This is a genomic window from Thioclava indica, assembly GCF_000714545.1.
Lineage (GTDB): Bacteria > Pseudomonadota > Alphaproteobacteria > Rhodobacterales > Rhodobacteraceae > Thioclava > Thioclava indica.
Window position 1 is genome coordinate 1 of sequence record NZ_AUNB01000044.1, and the last position, 18,687, is coordinate 18,687.

At 58.6% G+C, this 18,687-nt stretch carries 18 protein-coding genes; 7 read left to right on the top strand and 11 right to left on the bottom strand.

Annotation, left to right across the window (positions count from 1 at the left end; all coding sequences use genetic code 11):
• Positions 1 to 73 precede the first annotated feature (73 nt).
• From DT23_RS13275 to DT23_RS13300, 6 genes are all read left to right on the top strand, one after another.
• The gene (locus tag DT23_RS13275) at positions 74 to 406 is read left to right on the top strand and encodes a class I SAM-dependent methyltransferase (protein WP_051697291.1); all 333 of its coding nucleotides are present in this window, start codon (positions 74 to 76) and stop codon (positions 404 to 406) included.
• Positions 406 to 999, top strand: a complete 594-nt coding sequence (locus tag DT23_RS13280) for an MOSC domain-containing protein (protein WP_038131970.1) — start codon at positions 406 to 408, stop codon at positions 997 to 999. The genes DT23_RS13275 and DT23_RS13280 overlap by 1 nt, the downstream gene beginning before the upstream one ends.
• 91 nt (positions 1,000 to 1,090) lie before the next feature.
• Positions 1,091 to 2,758, top strand: coding sequence for a formate--tetrahydrofolate ligase (locus DT23_RS13285; RefSeq protein WP_038131972.1), 1,668 nt, complete (start codon positions 1,091 to 1,093; stop codon positions 2,756 to 2,758).
• A 66-nt stretch (positions 2,759 to 2,824) separates the two neighbouring features.
• Positions 2,825 to 3,130 carry a chorismate mutase gene (locus DT23_RS13290; protein ID WP_038131973.1) on the top strand — a complete coding sequence of 102 codons (306 nt, stop codon included), beginning with the start codon at positions 2,825 to 2,827 and terminating at the stop codon, positions 3,128 to 3,130.
• Entirely contained in the window at positions 3,127 to 4,029 is a 903-nt protein-coding gene (gene folD, locus DT23_RS13295; protein WP_038131974.1) for a bifunctional methylenetetrahydrofolate dehydrogenase/methenyltetrahydrofolate cyclohydrolase FolD, read from the top strand. The genes DT23_RS13290 and folD overlap by 4 nt, the downstream gene beginning before the upstream one ends.
• A gap of 76 nt (positions 4,030 to 4,105) precedes the next feature.
• Positions 4,106 to 4,864: a LytTR family DNA-binding domain-containing protein gene (locus DT23_RS13300; protein ID WP_051697292.1), complete on the top strand. Its 759-nt coding sequence runs from the start codon at positions 4,106 to 4,108 to the stop codon at positions 4,862 to 4,864.
• A gap of 4 nt (positions 4,865 to 4,868) precedes the next feature.
• On the opposite strand, the gene DT23_RS13305 is transcribed toward DT23_RS13300, so the two are convergent.
• The gene (locus tag DT23_RS13305) at positions 4,869 to 6,179 is read right to left on the bottom strand and encodes an ATPase (protein WP_038131976.1); all 1,311 of its coding nucleotides are present in this window, start codon (positions 6,177 to 6,179) and stop codon (positions 4,869 to 4,871) included.
• A 223-nt stretch (positions 6,180 to 6,402) separates the two neighbouring features.
• Here DT23_RS13305 and DT23_RS13310 point away from each other — a divergent pair, with 223 nt between their 5' ends.
• Positions 6,403 to 8,028, top strand: coding sequence for a DUF2029 domain-containing protein (locus DT23_RS13310; RefSeq protein ID WP_162177249.1), 1,626 nt, complete (start codon positions 6,403 to 6,405; stop codon positions 8,026 to 8,028).
• Between the two features lie 9 nt (positions 8,029 to 8,037).
• On the opposite strand, the gene DT23_RS13315 is transcribed toward DT23_RS13310, so the two are convergent.
• From DT23_RS13315 to cpaB, 10 genes are all read right to left on the bottom strand, one after another.
• Positions 8,038 to 8,541 carry a prepilin peptidase gene (locus DT23_RS13315; protein WP_038131979.1) on the bottom strand — a complete coding sequence of 168 codons (504 nt, stop codon included), beginning with the start codon at positions 8,539 to 8,541 and terminating at the stop codon, positions 8,038 to 8,040.
• Positions 8,542 to 8,544: 3 nt separating this feature from the next.
• Positions 8,545 to 9,420, bottom strand: coding sequence for a tetratricopeptide repeat protein (locus tag DT23_RS13320; RefSeq protein WP_038131981.1), 876 nt, complete (start codon positions 9,418 to 9,420; stop codon positions 8,545 to 8,547).
• Positions 9,421 to 9,446: 26 nt separating this feature from the next.
• Positions 9,447 to 10,016 (bottom strand): tetratricopeptide repeat protein, encoded by a 570-nt coding sequence (locus tag DT23_RS13325; RefSeq protein ID WP_038131983.1) that lies wholly within the window; start codon positions 10,014 to 10,016, stop codon positions 9,447 to 9,449.
• A 3-nt stretch (positions 10,017 to 10,019) separates the two neighbouring features.
• Complete coding sequence (locus DT23_RS13330; RefSeq protein WP_038131984.1) at positions 10,020 to 11,021, bottom strand: type II secretion system F family protein; 1,002 nt, start codon at positions 11,019 to 11,021, stop codon at positions 10,020 to 10,022.
• Between the two features lie 10 nt (positions 11,022 to 11,031).
• Positions 11,032 to 11,997, bottom strand: coding sequence for a type II secretion system F family protein (locus tag DT23_RS13335; protein WP_156023951.1), 966 nt, complete (start codon positions 11,995 to 11,997; stop codon positions 11,032 to 11,034).
• Between the two features lie 11 nt (positions 11,998 to 12,008).
• Positions 12,009 to 13,433, bottom strand: coding sequence for a TadA family conjugal transfer-associated ATPase (locus tag DT23_RS13340; RefSeq protein WP_038131985.1), 1,425 nt, complete (start codon positions 13,431 to 13,433; stop codon positions 12,009 to 12,011).
• An 18-nt stretch (positions 13,434 to 13,451) separates the two neighbouring features.
• A complete protein-coding gene (locus tag DT23_RS13345; protein WP_038131989.1) occupies positions 13,452 to 14,711 on the bottom strand; it encodes a CpaE/TadZ family protein in 1,260 nt (419 codons plus the stop codon).
• Positions 14,712 to 14,971: 260 nt separating this feature from the next.
• On the bottom strand, positions 14,972 to 15,631 hold the full coding sequence (locus tag DT23_RS13350; protein ID WP_240473621.1) for an OmpA family protein: 660 nt from the start codon (positions 15,629 to 15,631) through the stop codon (positions 14,972 to 14,974).
• Positions 15,632 to 15,634: 3 nt separating this feature from the next.
• Complete coding sequence (locus DT23_RS13355) at positions 15,635 to 17,047, bottom strand: type II and III secretion system protein family protein (RefSeq protein ID WP_038131990.1); 1,413 nt, start codon at positions 17,045 to 17,047, stop codon at positions 15,635 to 15,637.
• 212 nt (positions 17,048 to 17,259) lie between these two features.
• Positions 17,260 to 18,129, bottom strand: a complete 870-nt coding sequence (gene cpaB / locus DT23_RS13360; RefSeq protein WP_038131991.1) for a Flp pilus assembly protein CpaB — start codon at positions 18,127 to 18,129, stop codon at positions 17,260 to 17,262.
• Between the last annotated feature and the right edge of the window lie 558 nt (positions 18,130 to 18,687).

The following is an 18,687-nucleotide window of genomic DNA, read 5'->3' on the forward strand; positions in this document are numbered from 1 at the left end:
CCTCCGGTAAACCCGGGGCGGTTCACAGCACCGTGCGCCCTCGCATCGAATCTTGCGCGAGCTGGCGCAGGAAATGTTCCCGGATCGCTTTGATTTCACGGGTTGGGTTTCTCCGGTTGGGGCGAGCGTGGATTATGCAAAGATGCTGCGCGGGCTTGGTCATATCGACTTATGGAGCAGCGAATGTCTGCAAGAACTCCCCCCGGCCTCTGATGGGCATCCGGTGCGCCTGTTCACGCAATCCACCGCGATGCGCCCCTTCGTGCAGCAGTTAAGTGACACTGAGCGCGCCGCGTTCATTGCGCGCTATGAAACAGCCCTTGCTACGGTCTATCCTGTTCAGGCCGACGGCTCGGTTTTGTTCCCGTTTCGTCGGCTGTTCCTTGTGCTGCAAAAGGAAGCCTGATGGCCGCGCTTAAACCGACTAACTATCACGGCGAAGTCGTCTGGCTGGGCCGGGTGATGCAAGAGGGGGGCTTGACCTCGCAACCCACCGAGGCGCTGGACTTCACCTTTGACGGCCCGGTGGGCGAGTTGCATGGCGGGCGCACGCGCCCCTCGTGTTCGCGCGTCACCGATCAGCACCCGAAGGGCACCGAGATCGCCAATGTGCGCCAGATCTCGATCCTGTCCGCCGAGGAACTCGCCGAAACCGCCTTTGCGATGGGCATCCCCGAGATTGCGCCGGAATGGATCGGCGCCAGCATCGTGCTGCGTGGCCTGCCCGATCTGACGCATATTCCGCCATCGTCGCGGCTACAGACCGAAACGGGGCTGACGCTGGTGGTGGATATGGAAAACCGTCCCTGCGTGCTGCCGGGCCAAGTGATCGCGCAGCAATACCCGGATAAGGGCGCGCGCTATAAACCCGCAGCCCAAGGGCGGCGCGGTGTGACGGCTTGGGTGGAACGCCCCGGCCGGTTGGTGATCGGCGACACGTTGCGCCTGCATATCCCCGATCAGCGCCCGTGGGAGTTGATCAAGGACGTGCGCGGCTAAATCACGCAGGCCGGTTTCGCCCCCATCCGCGTCCATTTCTGGTCTTTCGCTTTGGATGCAGCGGGTTAGTGTGTGATGCAGGAGGAGCCTCATGCCCACAGATATCGAGATTGCCCGCGCCGCCAAATTGCGCCCGATGCCAGAGATCGCCGCAAAGCTGGATATTCCCGAAGACGCGCTGATCCCCTATGGCCGCGACAAGGCCAAGATCGACGCAGGCTTTATCGCCGGTCTTAACGGTCGTGAGAACGGCAACCTGATCCTTGTCACCGCGATCTCCCCGACGCCTGCGGGCGAGGGGAAAACGACCACCACGGTGGGTCTGGGCGACGGGCTGCAACGTATCGGCAAGCGTGCGGCGATCTGTATCCGTGAGGCCAGCTTGGGGCCGAATTTCGGGATGAAAGGCGGGGCTGCGGGCGGTGGCCATGCGCAGATCGTGCCGATGGAATCGATGAACCTGCATTTCACCGGCGATTTCCACGCGATCACCTCGGCGCATAACCTGCTGGCGGCGATGATCGACAATCACATCTATTGGGGCAACAGCCTTGAGATCGATGAACGGCGCGTGACGTGGAAGCGCGTGCTGGATATGAACGACCGCGCCTTGCGCGATATCGTGGTCAGCCTTGGCGGCGTTACCAACGGCTTTCCGCGCCAAAGCGGGTTTGACATCACGGTCGCATCCGAGGTCATGGCTTGCCTCTGTCTCAGCCGCGATCTGGCCGAGCTTGAGGATCGTCTCAGCCGCATCATCGTGGCGTATCGGCGCGACCGCAGCCCTGTCACCTGCGCTGATATCGGGGCGCAAGGCGCGATGGTGGTGCTGCTCAAGGACGCGCTGCAACCCAATCTTGTGCAGACGCTTGAGGGGACGCCCGCCTTCGTGCATGGCGGCCCGTTCGCCAATATCGCGCATGGCTGCAACTCGGTGATCGCGACGCAGACCGCGCTGAAGCTGGCCGATTATGTCGTGACCGAGGCCGGGTTCGGGGCCGATCTGGGGGCCGAGAAGTTCTTTGACATCAAATGCCGCAAGGCCGGGCTTGTGCCGTCGGCGACTGTGTTGGTGGCGACGGTGCGCGCGCTCAAGATGAATGGCGGCGTCGCGAAATCCGATCTGGGGGTCGAAAACGTGGCGGCGGTGCAAAAGGGCTGTGCCAATCTCGACCGACACATCGCCAACACCAAGGCGTTCGGCGTGCCGGTTGTCGTGGCGATCAACCATTTCACCAGTGATACCGAGGCCGAAATCGAGGCAATCCGCCAAGCCGCGCGGGCGCAGGGCGTCGAGGCGGTGTTGTGTACGCATTGGGCCGATGGCGGGGCGGGCACGCTGGAGCTGGCGCAAAAGGTTGCCGAGCTGTGCGAAGGCCCGGCCAGTTTCGCGCCGCTCTATCCCGACGAGATGGGTCTGTTTGACAAGATCGACACCATTGCGCGGCGGGTCTATCACGCGGGTGAAGTGGTCGCGGACAAAACCATCCTCGCCCAGCTGCGTGATTACGAGGCGGCGGGCTATGGCAACTTGCCGATCTGCATGGCCAAGACGCAATATTCCTTTAGCTCCGATCCCCAGCTTTTAGGCGCGCCCGAGGGCCACACTTTGCCGATCCGTGAGGTGCGTTTGTCGGCGGGGGCGGGGTTCGTCGTGGTGATCTGCGGTGAAATCATGACGATGCCGGGCCTGCCGCGTCATCCGGCGGCGGAAAAAATCGGGCTGGACGAGAGCGGCCAAATCGCGGGCTTGTTCTGAGCGAGCCTTGAGCTTGGCGGCACAAACTGCGATAGGAGGGCGCAATTATTCTCGGGGGCCGTGCCGATGAAATCCGCTTCACAGCTGCATACGATGGAAGAGCTGCGCGTTGAAATTGACGCGCTGGATGGCGAGTTGATCGCGATGCTGGCCGCGCGTAGCCGTCTGATTGATCGCGCCGCCGAGATCAAGCAGGGCAATGGCTGGCCTGCGCGCATCCCCGAGCGTGTTGAAGAGGTCGTGCGCAAAGTGCGCGCCAAAGCAGACGCGGCGGGGCTCGATGCCGATCTCGCCGAGCGGCTGTGGCGCGAGATGATGGAACATTTCATCGCGCAGGAAGAACTGGTTCTGGGCAAAGGGGATAACACATGAGCGCCAAGATTATTGACGGCAAAGCCTTTGCGGCCACGGTTCGCGAGAAAGTGGCAGGCCATGTCAGCCGTCTGCGCGAGGTGCATAACATTGTTCCAGGACTGGCCGTGGTGCTGGTGGGCGACGATCCGGCATCCGAGGTTTACGTGCGCAATAAGGGCAAGCAGACGCTGGAAGTCGGGATGAACTCCTACGAGCACAAGCTGCCCGAGGATACGCCCGAAGCTGATCTGCTAGCGTTGGTGGCGCGGCTTAACAGCGATCCGGCGGTGCATGGTATCTTGGTGCAGCTGCCTTTGCCCGATCATATCGACGAAGAGAAGGTGATCAACGCGATCGAGCCTGGCAAGGATGTGGACGGGTTTCACATCCTCAATGTCGGGCTGCTGGCGACGGGTCAAAAGGCGATGGTGCCCTGCACGCCGCTGGGGTGCCTGATGATGCTGCGCGAGCATCACGGCAGCTTGTCGGGGCTGAATGCGGTTGTGGTCGGGCGTTCCAACATCGTGGGCAAACCGATGGCGCAACTGCTGCTGCGCGATAGCTGCACCGTGACGATTGCCCATTCGCGCACCAAGGATCTGGCCGGGGTCTGCCGTGGGGCCGATATTCTGGTCGCTGCCGTCGGGCGCGCGCAGATGATTCCGGGCGATTGGGTGAAGCCCGGCGCGACGGTGATCGACGTGGGGATCAACCGCATCCCGGCACCCGAAAAGGGCGAGGGCAAAAGCCGTCTGGTGGGCGATGTCGATTTCGCGAGCGCTGTGCAGGTGGCCGGAGCGATCACGCCCGTGCCCGGTGGCGTCGGCCCGATGACGATTGCCTGTCTGCTGGCCAATACGATCACCGCCTGCTGTCGCGCCAATGATCTGCCAGAACCCTCGGATTTGACCGCGTAACCCCTAAGGATCATTGCGCAAAGCATGGTTTTTACGCTACCAGATTGCCGTAAGGTAACTGAGTGGATGCGGGTCTATGTCAAACTTTCTGGCGCTCTATCGCCGCGCGATCTGGTTGCCCGCGCTTGGCGTGATTTGGGCGGTTGCCTCGCTGTTTGGCATCATCGCGGGGCCGTTCGGGTCTGGCATCGGGATGAGTGCGGGTGCGCGTTCGCTGTTTTGGCCGCTGGTGATCGGGGCTGGCATTTTGATTGGCGCTGCGGTGCGGATCGTCCTGCGCCGTTCGCTTGGGCTGCGTCACTCTTGGGGCGAGCCCGTCTTGCTGGCTGCTCTCGTCGCGGCGCTTCTATCATGGCCGTTTTATATGCTGACCGTGTGGCTGGCGCATGACCCCGAATTACCCGGTTTCGGCGTGCCTCATATGGCGAGCTATATTTTCGGGCTGTCGATTGCGATCTCGATTTTGCGCCACTGGCTTGGGCCAAAGCGGGTGCGCGTGCCACCCAAATCGCCCGAACTCCCGCGGCTTGTGATGCGCCTGGACCCTGATTTGCACAGTCCGTTGATCCGCCTTGCGGTGCGCGATCACTATGTTGATGTGGTCACGCAAACCGGTGAGGCGAGCGTTTTGATCCGCCTTGCCGATGCAATTGCCGAGACCGAAGGCGTGCGTGGATTGCAGGTGCATCGCTCGCATTGGGTTGCGCGTGCGGGGGTGGTTGGCACCACCCGCGATAACGGCAAACCCGTTTTGAAAACGACCGATGGTGCGCTGGTTCCAGTGTCGCGCACCTATCAAGGGGTGGTCGAGGCGGCAGGTTTCCCCGCCGCCTGATGCCTTAGTGAACGATCGCGCCTTCTTTGACGAACATGTTGTCCCATGCACGGTCGATCAGTTCGGGCGTCATCTGATAGGGGATGCCCTCAAACTCGCAGATAGAGATCATCTGGTCGATCAGGAAGATCGGCTGATAGTTGGCGTAGATGTTCTCAATGGTGGGGTATTTCACCTTGAGCATATGAATAAGCGCTTTCTCATCCAGCGGCATTTTCTTTTTCTTCGCAACGAGTTGGAAGATTTTCAGGAAATCGGACTGGCTTGGCCCGTCGATCTTGATCTTAAAGAAGATCCGGCGCAGAGCCGCTTTATCGAAGATCTCATTGGGGTGGAAGTTGGTCGAGAAAATCACCAGCGTATCAAACGGCACCTCGAATTTTTCACCCGATTGCAGCGAAAGAATATCGCGGTTTTCTTCGAGCGGAACGATCCAGCGGTTGACCAGTTTCTGCGGCGGCTCGGCTTGGCGACCAAGGTCATCCACGATGAACACGCCGCCCGACGCCTTGAGCTGTAGCGGCGCGGTATAGGTGCGCGCGGTGGCGTTGTATTTCAGATCCAGCATATCAAGCGAGAGTTCACCGCCGGTAATCACGGTCGGGCGCTCGCAATAGACATAGCGGGTGTCAAACTGCAGCCCGCGTTTGCGCAGCGCGGACGGGTCGTTTTGTGGCAAGGGCGCAGGCGTGTGCACGATCGGGTCGAACACGGTGATCACCTGACCCGCATATTCGATCGCGCGCGGGATGTAGATCTGATCGCCGATCGCGTCGCGAATACCGTTCGAGATAGAGGATTTCCCGTTGCCAGGCGGGCCATACATCAGCACCGAGCGCCCCGACGAGACCGCCGGGCCAAGCTGTCCGATCAGATCGGGCGGCAACACCAGATGCCCCATCGCGCCGGTCAGTTGCTGGCGCGTAAGTTGAATGTTGCGGATCGACTGGCGCTTGACCTGTTCTTGATAGATCGTCAGCGGAACGGGCGCGGCGCCGTAATATTCGGATTGCGACAGCGCATCAAGCGCACGCGCCTTGCCGGTATCGGAGAGCTGAAAGTTCATTTCTCCCGACGCGTTGGCGTGCAGCGTGCCCATCGCCTCGACAAGGGCTTGTTTGCGGCAAATGTCGATCAGTTCCTGCACCATCGTGATTGGCAGACAGAGCTGTTCAGACAGCCCGTTCGCCGAGCCGACATTGGTGCGAAACATCGTTTTCAACAACAGATCGCGCAGCATCACGGTCTTTAGCCCGGTCTCCTCAAGGGTGCGCGGAGGGAGCGGCGCGATGCTATTTGTGGCCATCATATTCATCAAATCGTTCCTTTTGCCTGCTCGCTACCGGTATCGTGACCGGGTCTCCGTTTTTTTATCGCGTGAGCGTCACCAATGGGCCGTAATCGGCCAGTATTGGGATTCACAGCTTAACTATGCAGGTCTATTGTGGCCAAAAATGGGAAAAAAAGTGGAAGAGGCGGATATGCGGGACGACAGAGGACATCGGGCGGATCCCGCGCGATTGATCGCTGCAGCGATAGTGTTGGCCATCGCTATGGCGGTGATGCCGTTTTTGAAGGGCGTCTTGATTATCGGCAAGCACGAGGGCGATACGCTCCATCTTGCTGATATCGTGCTGCGCATGGCGGATTACGGGCAGCTTCCGCATCTTGATTTCATGACGCCGCTTGGCATCATGTCGGTCTGGCCGATTGTGCAGTTTGTCAAAGCGGGCCTTGGGTTCGGCATGGCTTTCGCGGCGGCGCAGGCGCTGGTGGCGTTGCTGCTGATCGGGCCGATCCTGCGTGTCGCGCTGACGCGGTTCACGGGGTGGACCGCTTGGGCCTATACGGGTTTCACGATCACGATGATCCTTGCGCTGGTGCATGGCGAGGCCAATGCCGCGATTTCCCTGTCGATGCATTACAATCGCTGGGCTTGGGCGCTGGCCTATATCGCGATCCCGCTTGCGATGCTTGAACCGCTGGGGCCGCGTCGCCCTTGGCTGGACGGGGCGCTGATCGGGCTTGCGTTTGCGTTGATGGTGGTCGTCAAGATCACCTATGCGGCGGCGTTGTTCCCGGCCGTTCTGTTGGCGCTTTTGCTGCGCCGCGATTTTAAGGCGATCCTGTCGGCGCTGATCTTTGGCCTTGCGGTGATGGCGCTGATGACGGCTTGGCTGGGCATGCAATATTGGGCGGCGTATCTGCGCGACCTGCTTGCCGTTGCCAATTCAACGACGCGCGCTGCACCGGGAGAGCCGCTTACCGGCGTTATCGCCTCGCCTGCTTATCTTGGCGGATCACTGGCCTTGCTTGCGACGGTGATTTTCTTGCGCCAGTCGGGGCGCAAGGTCGAAGGCTTGGTGCTATTGCTGCTTGCGCCAGCCTTTGTCTACATCACCTATCAGAACTACGGGAATGATCCGAAATGGTTGGTTATGGTCGGTTTGCTGGCCATTGGCATGCGTCCCGCCATGGGCATCGCCAACAGTCTGGGCTGGCCGTTGCGCCAAGCCATGCTGGTGAGCGGTGTGATCATGCTGGCGCTAAGCCTGCCTACGGTGCTCAATATGACGTGGAGCCCGCTGCGCCTTATGGCGGATGAGCGGCCCAATCAGGTGCCGCTGTTGTCGCGTGCCAAGCAAGGGCAGGATGTGCTTGTCAGTGCGCCGCGCCTGTATCGTGCGCTCGTAACTGTGCCAGAGGACGGGCCCGGCGAGCCATATGAAGCCTATGCAGACAGCTACAGATCCAAGAAGGATGCCGACGCCGCTGAAGAGGCCTCGGCCTACGATCCGTTCATCTTCAATGGTGAGGCTTTGCCAAGCTGTAGTATGAGCGCAGGCTTTAATGCGTGGTTTGAAACGGCAGCCGATGATTTGATGCAGCAAGGCATGAGCGGCAAAAGCGTGTTGGTCGCTGATTTGTTCTCGGCGCTTTGGCTGTATGGCGACTTCAAGCCCGTCGAGGGTGGCGCGCCTTGGTATTACTCGGGGGCGCCCGGTTTGAAACATGCGGATTATGTGCTTGTGCCGCTGTGCCCGACCGATGAAACGCGCCGCAACGATATCTTGAAAGCGGCCCTGGCCGAGGGTTGGACCTTCGATCAGGTGTCTCGCAATCAGATCTATATCTTGCTGAAACCGGTGCCGCCAAAATCGTGATTATCGCGCTTAGTTTGCAAGCGCGATAATCAGCAGATAGGCCCAAAGCGTGCCGACTAGGGCCAGTCCCATCGGAAAATCCTTGCGCGTCCAGCTCACCCAATCGGGGGCGAGGGCGCGCAGGGCCGGGATTGCTCGGGCAATCCGATGGGCGGTGAACGCGGCCAAAAGGAAGGCGGTCAGCAACATCACCGTCAATAGGATGTGATCGGAACCGGTCGCGAAATAAGGGGCTGCAGCGGCGGCGAATTTCGCATCTCCCGCACCGAAATGTGCGATCTGGTTGAGGATATATCCCAGCGCAAAGATCGCCAGCGCATTCAGCCAGCGCCATGCATAGACATCAAGCGGCAGCAGGAACGGGCCAGCAACCGCGAAAACCGCGAGCAGCGCATAGACTGCTTTATTGCGAATTTTCATATATTTCAGGTCGGTATAGACAACCCAAGCGCAGATCGGGGTGATCAACACCAGAAATGCAAGCGCCGCTTGCTGCATAGTAAGATGAAGCATGTCTTAGCCTTTGATCGTGCCCGGCGTGCCCTGATCCAGCGCCTTGAGCGCCCGGTCAGCTTGCGCGAAATATTGCGGGTTGGTCTCAATCGCGTCTTGCAACAGGGTCTTGCCCATCGTCACATCGCCGCGTTTTACCGCCGCAAGCCCCGCCGTATAAAGCAGTTGCGCGCGTTCGGATTGCGTCATCGAGATCACCGGAAGCTCATATTTGCCCTGACTTGCGCGCGCCAAAACAAGGTTGTTTTTGGTGGTGAAGCGATCAGGATCGTAGGTCAAAGCCTCTTTGAACAGCTTTTCGGCCCCCGCCGCATCGCCGCGCGTCAGCTTTGAAAAGCCCCAGTTGTTATAGATACCCGAAGGGGTCGTGGTCAGCCCGGCCGCCGTTTCATAAAAACTATCGGCCTTTTTCCACTGCTTTTCGCTATCGGCCACCATCGCCTCGAGGCGATAGCGATCATAGGTTTCAACTGTTGGTGGCACCGAGTTGAGCGTTTTCTTTGCATCCGCCCAGTCATTGGCACGGATCTGCGCATCGGCGAGCAAGACTTTATCGTCATCGGTCGCGCCGGGCATGGTCAGGATATGCTGCCAAACCTTAACCGCCTGATCGGGCTTGTCGGCACGCACCAGCGATTTTGCCAAACCGCGTTGAATGTCGATCCGGTCGGGGTTTTCCTTGGCGGTGCGGGCAAAGTAGTTCACCGCCTCGTTCGGGTCGCCCACGGTCATCATGATGTTTGACAGGTTGGTTTCGTCGACGGCGTTCACGCTTTTCATGGCGCTTGCGACTTCGGCATCGCTGTTATTGCCCATGCAACCAGCGAGCGTCGTGATAGCACAGCCCGCGAGAGCTGCTAAAAATACCGGGTGGCGCATGTTTCTGCGTCCTTTTTGCTCGAGCCTCAGTTCTTTGTCAGCAAAAGGTAGTCGCCCACCCCGCGCCGAACGAGTTTGAACTGTTCATCCTGAGACGGAGCGTAACTCGGTTTTTTCATTTTTGCGAGCGCGAGACGCAGGTTTTGCCGTATCGCGTCCGATTGGCCACTGTCTAGCGCGTAGGCGGTGTGGAAGACACGAGAGGCTTCGCCATATTTGCCACGATCCATCAGCACAACGCCAAGGTTATTCCAAGCGGGAACGAAGGTTTCGTCGGTTTCAACGGCGCGCCGCAACATCTGTTCTGCTTGATTGAGCCGCCCGAGCTTGAGATCCGCCGATCCGATCGCAGAGAGCACATCCACGGTTGCCCCCTGTGTTCCGGCGGCCCGGTAATAGGCGCGCAGAGCCAGGTCATATTCGCCCGCAGCCATCAGACGATGCCCGACGGTCAGACCGTCCACTGCCTCGGCGCCCGGTTTTGTGCCGGGTGCGAAGGCTCCGTCTTTCTCACCCGAAAGGCCGCCCGTAGAACAGGCGGCCAGTGCGAGGACCAAGAGTGTAGCGGATACAGCGCCGCGCGGCCTTAAGATCATGCGTTACATGCCCATCTTGCTGAAGTTCTCCATCATACCATAGACGGATGGGCCGACAAGAATGATCAAAAGCGGCGGAACGGTGAACATCATCGTGCCAAGTGTCATTTTGGTCGGGATCTTGTTTGCGGCCTCTTCGGCGCGCATCACGCGCTTGTCACGCATATCGGCCGAGTACAGCCGCAAGGCTTCGGCGATTGACGTCCCGAATTGTTGCGACTGGATCATCACGGTCACGAAGCTGGCGATATCGGCAACGCCCGAACGCTCTCCGAAGCGACGCAACACATCGGTTTTGTCCAAGCCGGCTTTGATCTCATGCGCGACCATCGCGAATTCTTCTGACATTGCGGGGTAGGATTTGCGCAGTTCCTTTGAAACCCGGATGATCCCCTGGTCGAGTGACTGACCCGCCTCGACGCAGACCAACAGCATATCCAACGCGTCCGGAAAGCCATCCTGAATTTCATTCGTGCGCGCAGTTACCCGTTTGTCCACCCAATATTTGGGCGCGTAATACCCAGCCGCGCCGGGCAGCAGAATGGCGACGATCATCATAGTCGAGCTAAGGCCTTGCTCGCTCGACGAGTTGGCGATCATCACGTAGATCACGCCCAAGGCAAGCAACCCCAGACCAGCCGCGAATTGTGCGGCGTGAAAATTGCGCACCGCGTCAGGGCCACGATAGCCAGCCCGTTGCAGCCATTTCTTTGACTCCGACAATTCCTCGGCGCTTTTGGGTTCAAGGAACGACGCGTACTTATCCAGCTTGTCCGAGCCGGTATCGCGCAGTTTTTGATCGCCGCTAGCGCCGTTAGAGCCGCTCGCACGGGCGCTGGAGGCTGTGCGGCTTAGACGCAGCTTTTCGTAGGGATCCTGACGCTTTTTCAAAAGTGCGGGCAGCGCCGCCAGCACAAGCAATGCGGCCACGCCGACAAGCGCAAGCAATGGGCCCATCGGGCCAAGCATGTTGACAAGTCCTGCGTTGATAGATGCAAAATCCATGAGGTGCCTCTTAGACCCGAATTGTAGTCATGATCTTCATGAAGAGCATGTTTGCTCCTAGAAGGACGAAAACGACGATCGCCATTGGGATGAAAGCCGGGGTGCCTTTAACTTGGTCGTAATAATGGGGCGACACGACTTGAATGATCACCATGATGACGACCGGGAAGGCCGATAGAAAGATGCCCGACCAACGTGGTTCGGCGGTGATCGCGCTGACGCGACGCATCAGTTTGAACCGTGAGCGAATGACTTTCGAAAGCCCGTCGAGAACCTCTGCGAGGTTCCCCCCCGAGCTTTGCTGGATCGACACGGCGACCGCAAGAAAGCGCAAATCCTGAATATCCAGTCGTTCGGCCATTTCCGAGATCGCATCGGCGACGTTGCGACCATAGGCGGCCTCATCGGCGATGATGCCAAATTCCGTTCCCATCGGGTCGGGAATTTCACGCGCTACGGATTGGATCGCCGACGCCAATGGGTGGCCCACACGCAAGCTGCGCACCATCAGTTCAACCGCGTCAGGCAGTTGTTCTTCGCACAGCTTCATGCGTTTTTTGGCTTTGGAGTGAACCCAGAAATACACACCGCCCACGCCCATACCAATCGACAGGGCGATGCGGATATAGATGCCCGCACTTGAGGCGACCGATAGGGCGGCAAAGGCAATGAAGGTGGCCCCAACCATAATTGCGATCAGCGCCTTCGGCGTGAAGGCGATATTGGCTTTTTGCGCTTTGGTCGCGAGGATCGAATAAAGCGGGATAGACCGTGCCCGTTGGTGCTGCGTTGCTTCTTTGCGCAACCGTTCAAGCACCGCATCGCGCCGCTCGCCTTTTTCAAGCATCTCCAGGCGTCGATTGACGCGCTTGTTGAGCGAGATCGACTTACCAAAGACCATCAAATAGAGGCCTTCGACCAGAAGCAGCACTGCGACGAAGATCAAGAGATAGATAATGGGGGTCATGGAAATCATTGTGACGCTCCTCAGTCCTGAACGGGTTCGTAGATCGACGCCGGCAGATCATAGCCCCACTGTTTAAAGCGGTCCGAATAATGCGAGCGCACGCCGGTCGGGGTGAAGCGCCCGATGATTTTACCATCAGGATCCAGACCAAGGCGCTCGTAGCGGAACACCTCTTGCATCGAGATCACATCGCCTTCCATGCCCGTCACTTCGGTGATCGAGACCATCCGCCGCGAACCATCTTGCAGACGCGAGGCCTGCACGATCAGGTTCACAGCCGATGCGATCTGGCTGCGCATTGCCTTCATCGGCATCTCGATACCCGACATCGAGATCATGTTTTCCAGGCGTGATACACCATCGCGCGCGGAGTTTGCGTGAATCGTGGTCATCGACCCGTCGTGACCGGTGTTCATGGCTTGCAACATGTCGATGACTTCTTCACCACGGGTTTCCCCCACGATGATCCGGTCAGGACGCATCCGCAGCGCGTTGCGCAGACAGTCGCGCTGGGTGACCGCACCTTTGCCTTCGACGTTGGGCGGGCGGCTTTCCATCCGGCCAACATGGATCTGTTGCAGTTGAAGTTCTGCCGTGTCCTCGATCGTGAGGATGCGTTCGGAGTTGTCGATAAACGATGACAGCGCGTTAAGCGTGGTCGTTTTCCCCGAACCTGTACCGCCGGAAACGATAACGTTCAGCCGCGTCGATACGGCAGCTTGCAGATAGGCGGCCATTTCTTCGGTAAAGGCGCCGAACTTCACCAGGTCGTCGATCGCGAGTTTGTCTTTTTTGAACTTACGAATCGAAACCAGCGAGCCGTCCACCGCAACCGGCGGCACCATCGCGTTGAAACGCGAGCCATCGGCAAGACGGGCGTCAACATAGGGGTTGGATTCATCCACACGCCGCCCGACCGCCGACACGATCTTGTCGATGATGCGCAGCAGGTGCGGTTCGTCTTTGAACGTGATCTCGCTGAGTTCCAGCTTACCGTTGCGCTCGACGAAAATCTGTTGCGGGCCGTTGACCAGAATATCGTTGACCGATTCGTCTTTCAAAAGCGGCTCAAGCGGGCCTAGACCCATCACCTCGTCATAGAGCTCTTGATTGAGAATCTGACGATCCTGAGAATTGAGCGCGACCGACATTTCGACCATCGCCTCAGAGGTGATGTCGGCGATCTCGGCCTTGAGGTCCGACTCGGTGGCATGTTCCAGCGCAGCGAGGTTCAGGTTCTCAAGCAGACGCTTGTGCATCTCAACCTTGAGTTCCTGCATCCGCAGCTTGCGCTTTTTCTCTTTGTCCACGGTTCCTGCCGAGGGGGCGGCCTTGGCAAGTGGCAGCGGTTTGCGCACCGAGGGTTTCGCCGAGGACTCGGCGCTGGGCTTCGGAGGAGGGGCCACTGCTTTGGTCGGCGAGTCTTTTTTGTAGCGCGAGAACATGTCACCCGCTCCTTTCTATCAAGCGACCGCTTCTGCGGCCTCGCCGAGCGCGACCAGCGAGCCCGCGAGTTTCTGAATTTCTTTGCGCAGCGGGGATTTCGCTGCCGACAGCGCAAGGGGAAGGCCGTGGTCATTGGCCTGCGTGATCGCCTTACCGCCTTCGGACAGCAGCAGCTCAATCGAAATATCCAGGCTCTCGGCCAGCCGCTTGACGCGCGCTTTGCCGTTGAGATCAGTGAACTTCGGAGCGCGGTTCAGCACATAGCGCAGCTTTTCGACCGGAAGACCTTCGGCCTTGAGTGCGCGCACCAAGCGCAGCACGTTCTGCGCCGAACGCATGTCCAGTTCGAGCATCGCGAAATAGATTTGCGCCTTGTTCAGAACAGTCTCGGTCCAGCTGACGACGGTCGAAGGCATGTCGATCACAACGAAATCGAACTGTGCGCGTGCCGTCTCGATCAGACGATCGACATCTTCACCTGTGATCAGATCGAGCGGCAGCATATCGGCCGGCGCGGTCATCACGTTGAGCTTTTCATTATAGCTGAGAAGTGCCTGACGGAAGCTGTCGGCGTCCATATGCTCGGTGTCGCTGAGCAGTTCATAGATCACTTCGCGGCGCGGCAGATCCAGATAGGTCGCGGTTGCGCCGTACTGCAGATCAAGATCAAGCAAGCAGACCCGCGGGGAAGGATGGGTGGCCTTTTTGTCGCCGTCATGGACTGTTGCCATTTCCCAAGCCAGGTTCACCGCAAACGTGGTCGCGCCAACGCCGCCGGACAATCCGTGCACCGGAAGAACCACGCCATTGCGACTGCCGCCGCTTTGATAGGCCGGGGTGGCCGCTTGGGGCGGCAGGTCAGGAATATCGCTTTCGCCCAGGCGTTCGATCGCATCATGCAACGCGCCTTCGGGAAGCGGGTAGGGGACGAAATCATCCGCGCCAAGGCGCAACAGCTGGTGCAATGCGATCGGGCTGACTTCCTCGGCGATCAAGATGACGCGAATCCCGTTCTCTTTCGCGGTCGTGATAATCCCGGAGATTTTCGCAAGCTCTTCTTCATCGTCGCCATCTACAGCGATCGCGATGAATTCAAGATTTTCGGCGTCGGGTTGTCCCAGAAAGATCACCGCTTCGTCGAAGCTAAGGTCACCCCAGCTTTCGCCAAGCTCGGTTTCCATGTCTTCGATCAGAAGATCGAAATTCGCGACGTCACGCGAAACGGTGCAGGCCTGGATCGGCGCTGGCTCCGGGGTCATCATAACTGCTGCACTCATTGCCTCTGTCCTTTTCTCAGCGGGCCCGCGATGTCAGGGTCGTTTTGCCCCGTGCTCCATCACAAAACCCCGGCACGACTCGTGCCACGCTTTTTCTGCTGAGGATCAATCTGTTACCCAATCATGTCGAGATTGGGGCCAGACTGTTTCAATTGTGGGGTTTTGCGCGACTATAAAGAAGAAAGGCGAGCTTTGTTGCCAAGCTCGCCTCTCCAGTCATGTCGATTGTTTTCGAATCGCGATCAGCCGCCGCTAGATTGCTACTCGGGGGTCTTCGCCTGGATCTTTGGAGCAGCTTGGGCCGACTCAACGTATTGGCGATAGATCACCTCGGCATATTTGCCATCCAGTGGGATCGGCTTGCCTCGTTTGACAAAGCCCGACACCTCAGTGACCGTGCGGCGGTTCTGCTCGTTCGGGGCCGGGGTGTAGACCAAGGGTTGCGTCTCGCCAAAGGACACCACGGCCTCCAGGCGGTGGCGCGAAATGCCCTGTGCTTCGAGGAAACGAACCACAGCCCGTGCCCGGCGCAGACCGAGCGCTTTGTTATAGGCATTGGAGCCGACCAGATCGGTATGCCCGTAGACGCGGAAGCGCACTTCGGGGAATTGTTTGATCCAATCCGCCTGACGCAGCAGGATTTGCTGCGCCTGAGGCTCAAGCACCGACGAGTTGAACGCGAAATGCACCGTGTTGGGTACGTCAGCTGCGAATTTCTTCGTCAGATTGATCGCGTAGGACTGATCGCCCGTCATAACCGCGAGGTTATGGTTCGTCGTCGCCCCAAAGCCGTCATTCTGCGAGTCAAGTGCGGAGCCGGCCGTGGAATAGGCGTTTTGCTGCCCTTCGGAACAAGCGGCCAATGCCAGACCTGTCGTCAGGATAAGCGCGAAGTTGCGCATCTTTTGCCCGTTGTTCATCGCTTACTCCATCACGTAGCCGTAGGAGCCGGAAAAGTCTTGCTTGGCGACTTCTGCCGCAGGTCCCTTGGTCGGCTTGCGGGAATTGCCCTGCACCTTACCATAGAGGAACAGATCCGATTCGCTTGGGGGTTTGACCCGGTCGGTGGGCAGCGTGAGAGCTTGGCCTTTCACCGGCGACACCAGATGCGGTGTTACGATGATCACCAGCTCCGTTTGCTTGCGTTCAAATTCAGTCGAGCGGAACAATGCACCCAGCACCGGCACATCGCCAAGCCACGGAAACTGCGAATTCGAATCATTGAAATCGTCTTGCAGCAGACCCGCAATCGCAAAGCTTTCACCATCGCGCATCTCAACCGTGGTCGATGTCGAACGCTTTTTAAAGGCGTCGACGCTAAAGCCGTTGCCTTCATAGCGGTTGGCTGTGTCGATCGACGAAACTGCGGCTCCGATCTCTAGATTGATGGCATCGCCGTCCACCACGCGTGGGGTGAAGGACATTTCGACACCAAAGGGTTTGTATTCGATTGAAATGTCGCCGTCGTTCATCACTGGGATCGGGTATTCGCCGCCCGCAAGGAAATCAGCGGTCTGGCCCGACAGGGCAGTCAGGTTCGGTTCTGCCAGCGTGCGTACGACACCCTTGGATTCCAGCGCTTCAAGCAGCATGTTCATCTCGAACGTGCCGCGCGTGAGCGAGAAGCCGAAACCCTTGCCGCCCTTCGCGGTCAAACCATTGCCGCCCTGCGCGGACAAACCTGCCGCTTGAACCGAGGAGCCGTTGCCGATCCCGCCAGTGAGACCGCCACGCCCTTTGACGCCTATTCCGAAAGAGCTGTTGAGCGATTTGACGACCGAACGCTGCACTTCCGCAAAACGTACCTGCAGCATCACCTGCTGCGTGCCGCCCACCATCAACAGGTTCGATACCCGATCAGGTGCATAGCGTTTTGCCAGATCAAGTGCGCGATCCAGCTTTTGTGCCGACGACACGGTGCCCGACAGGACGATCCCGTCATTGGCGGTGCGCACGTCGATATTCTCGCCCGGCAAAATTTGCTTCAGACGTTCTTTGAACTCGCCGATATCGGGAGTGACCTGAACATCTACGTTCGAGATCAGCTTGCCGCCTTCGCCCAGAATCGTCATCGTCGTGCGCCCGGGCAGTTTGCCCAGCACGTAGATCGACTTGTCCGAAAGCGTTTGAACATCCGCGATGCCAGGGTTGGCGATCGATAGTTCCGCGAAGGGGACGTCGCTTTCGACGACCACCGCGCGGTTCAACGGCACGTTCAGCGGTGCCTGCGTCGTTCCCGACATGATTTTTAGTGTATTCGCCTGCACACCCGGCACGGCACCAAAGCCGATCGCCGCGCCCAAAAGGCAAACCTTGATAAGTGTTCTCAATTCCATTGTGACCCTGCCTCTCCGATCACGCCACGCCACAGGTCTTGTTGCCTGCTTCGGGACTGTTTTTGTCCATTATTGTCGGGAACCATGCCGCAATCCCGAATTTATTGCAAGAATCAAAGCATTGAGCGGCGTTCTTGATGTGGGGAAACTGCCACATATGAAAAACGAGGCCCTCGCGGGCCTCGTTCAACCCTCTGAATTAAAGGGATTTGTCAGTTCGTGCACGGGATTTCGGTCTCGACGACTTGGCTCCCTTTGCGGGTCTTAATCGTGCAAACCTTCTTGGTGACGACCTTTTCGACTTGCTTGTCTTGGATGCCCAAAAGCTGATTGCGATCGATTTCGATCTTCCCGACTTGCTCGGTATCGCGCGAGCCAACGAGCGACAGCGTCAGCTTGCCGGTCGATTGCGCAAGCGTCAGGGCGGCCACTTGTTCGGGGCTGACTTGCGCCGTCACGGTGCGCGCGATTTGTGTCTCGGCCGTGCGATCAGCATCCGCGCTTTGATCAATCGCGATCAAATCGAGATCCGGCTGGATCAATTTGGTGACAGGCTGACCGTTGATATTTCCCGACCAGTAAACGTCGACACGGTCCCCAGGGCGCAGGAAGCCAGATACGCCGCTTGCGACGTTCACTTGAATGGTAAAGGCGCGTTTGTTGGGCTGTAGGTTCGCCATAATCCCGGCGTCGACGCCCGGATTGGTAACTTTTTGTGCCAGGATCGGCTCAAGCGGTTCAATGGAGCGCAGCATCGCGCGCGGGCGTGTCTCACCTTCGATGAAGGCGGCGTGCTTGGCTTCGGGCGTGCCTTGTTTTGCAACAATCGTGCTGAAGGCCCCTTTGGGAACGCCGGCGGCCTCAACCCTGACGATGGTCAAATCCTCGGGCGTAAAGCGCTGACCGTATTTCAGCTCTTTCTTGGAGACGACGACATTTGCAAGGCGCGGGAATTTTTTCTGCAACTCGGCGTAGTGGTCACGCTCGGCTTGGAACTGAGCCATCTGGCCTTGCGCCATGTAGACCGCAACCACGGCGAGACCGATTCCTGCGGCAAGAAACAGAGCGAAAATCATACGCATTGTTCTACCCTTCCGTATACAAACCGAAGACAATCCTCGGCATTTGTCCAATATGTTGCACCTGATCGTGGCAAGAAGATGGCCAAGCAATGGCCCCCTAATGACGAGTGGGCAACAAATACATGATTACTAGAATGTGCTGGTGTTGATACTTTGCTCGCCGATGTACGTAGCGATCTGTGCGGTCGCAACGCCTGTTTTGCTCCAGATCACTGCGCCAGCGACTGTGCCGAGCCCAACGACTGCGGCTGTCAGAACAACCCAGTCAACGGTCACAGCACCGTCTTCGCTGTGCAGGAAATTGCGACAGTCTTTGATGAGGGATGCTTTCATATGCCTGAACCTTGTCGTCTTGCTGAGCCACTTTCGGCTTTCCCGCCCTTTTTAGCTGCGAGACGTGGCGGAAATTGGGCAGCTTTGGGGTTTTTTCTCCGAAGCCGGCCCGTAGAATTTTAAAGAGCCGCACCCGAGGGCGCGGCTCTGAAGCAAGGCAGCAAGTCTGCCAAGTAGGGACTATTAGAAGTCGGTCGAGATCTCGACGCCGGTCAGGTAGCTACC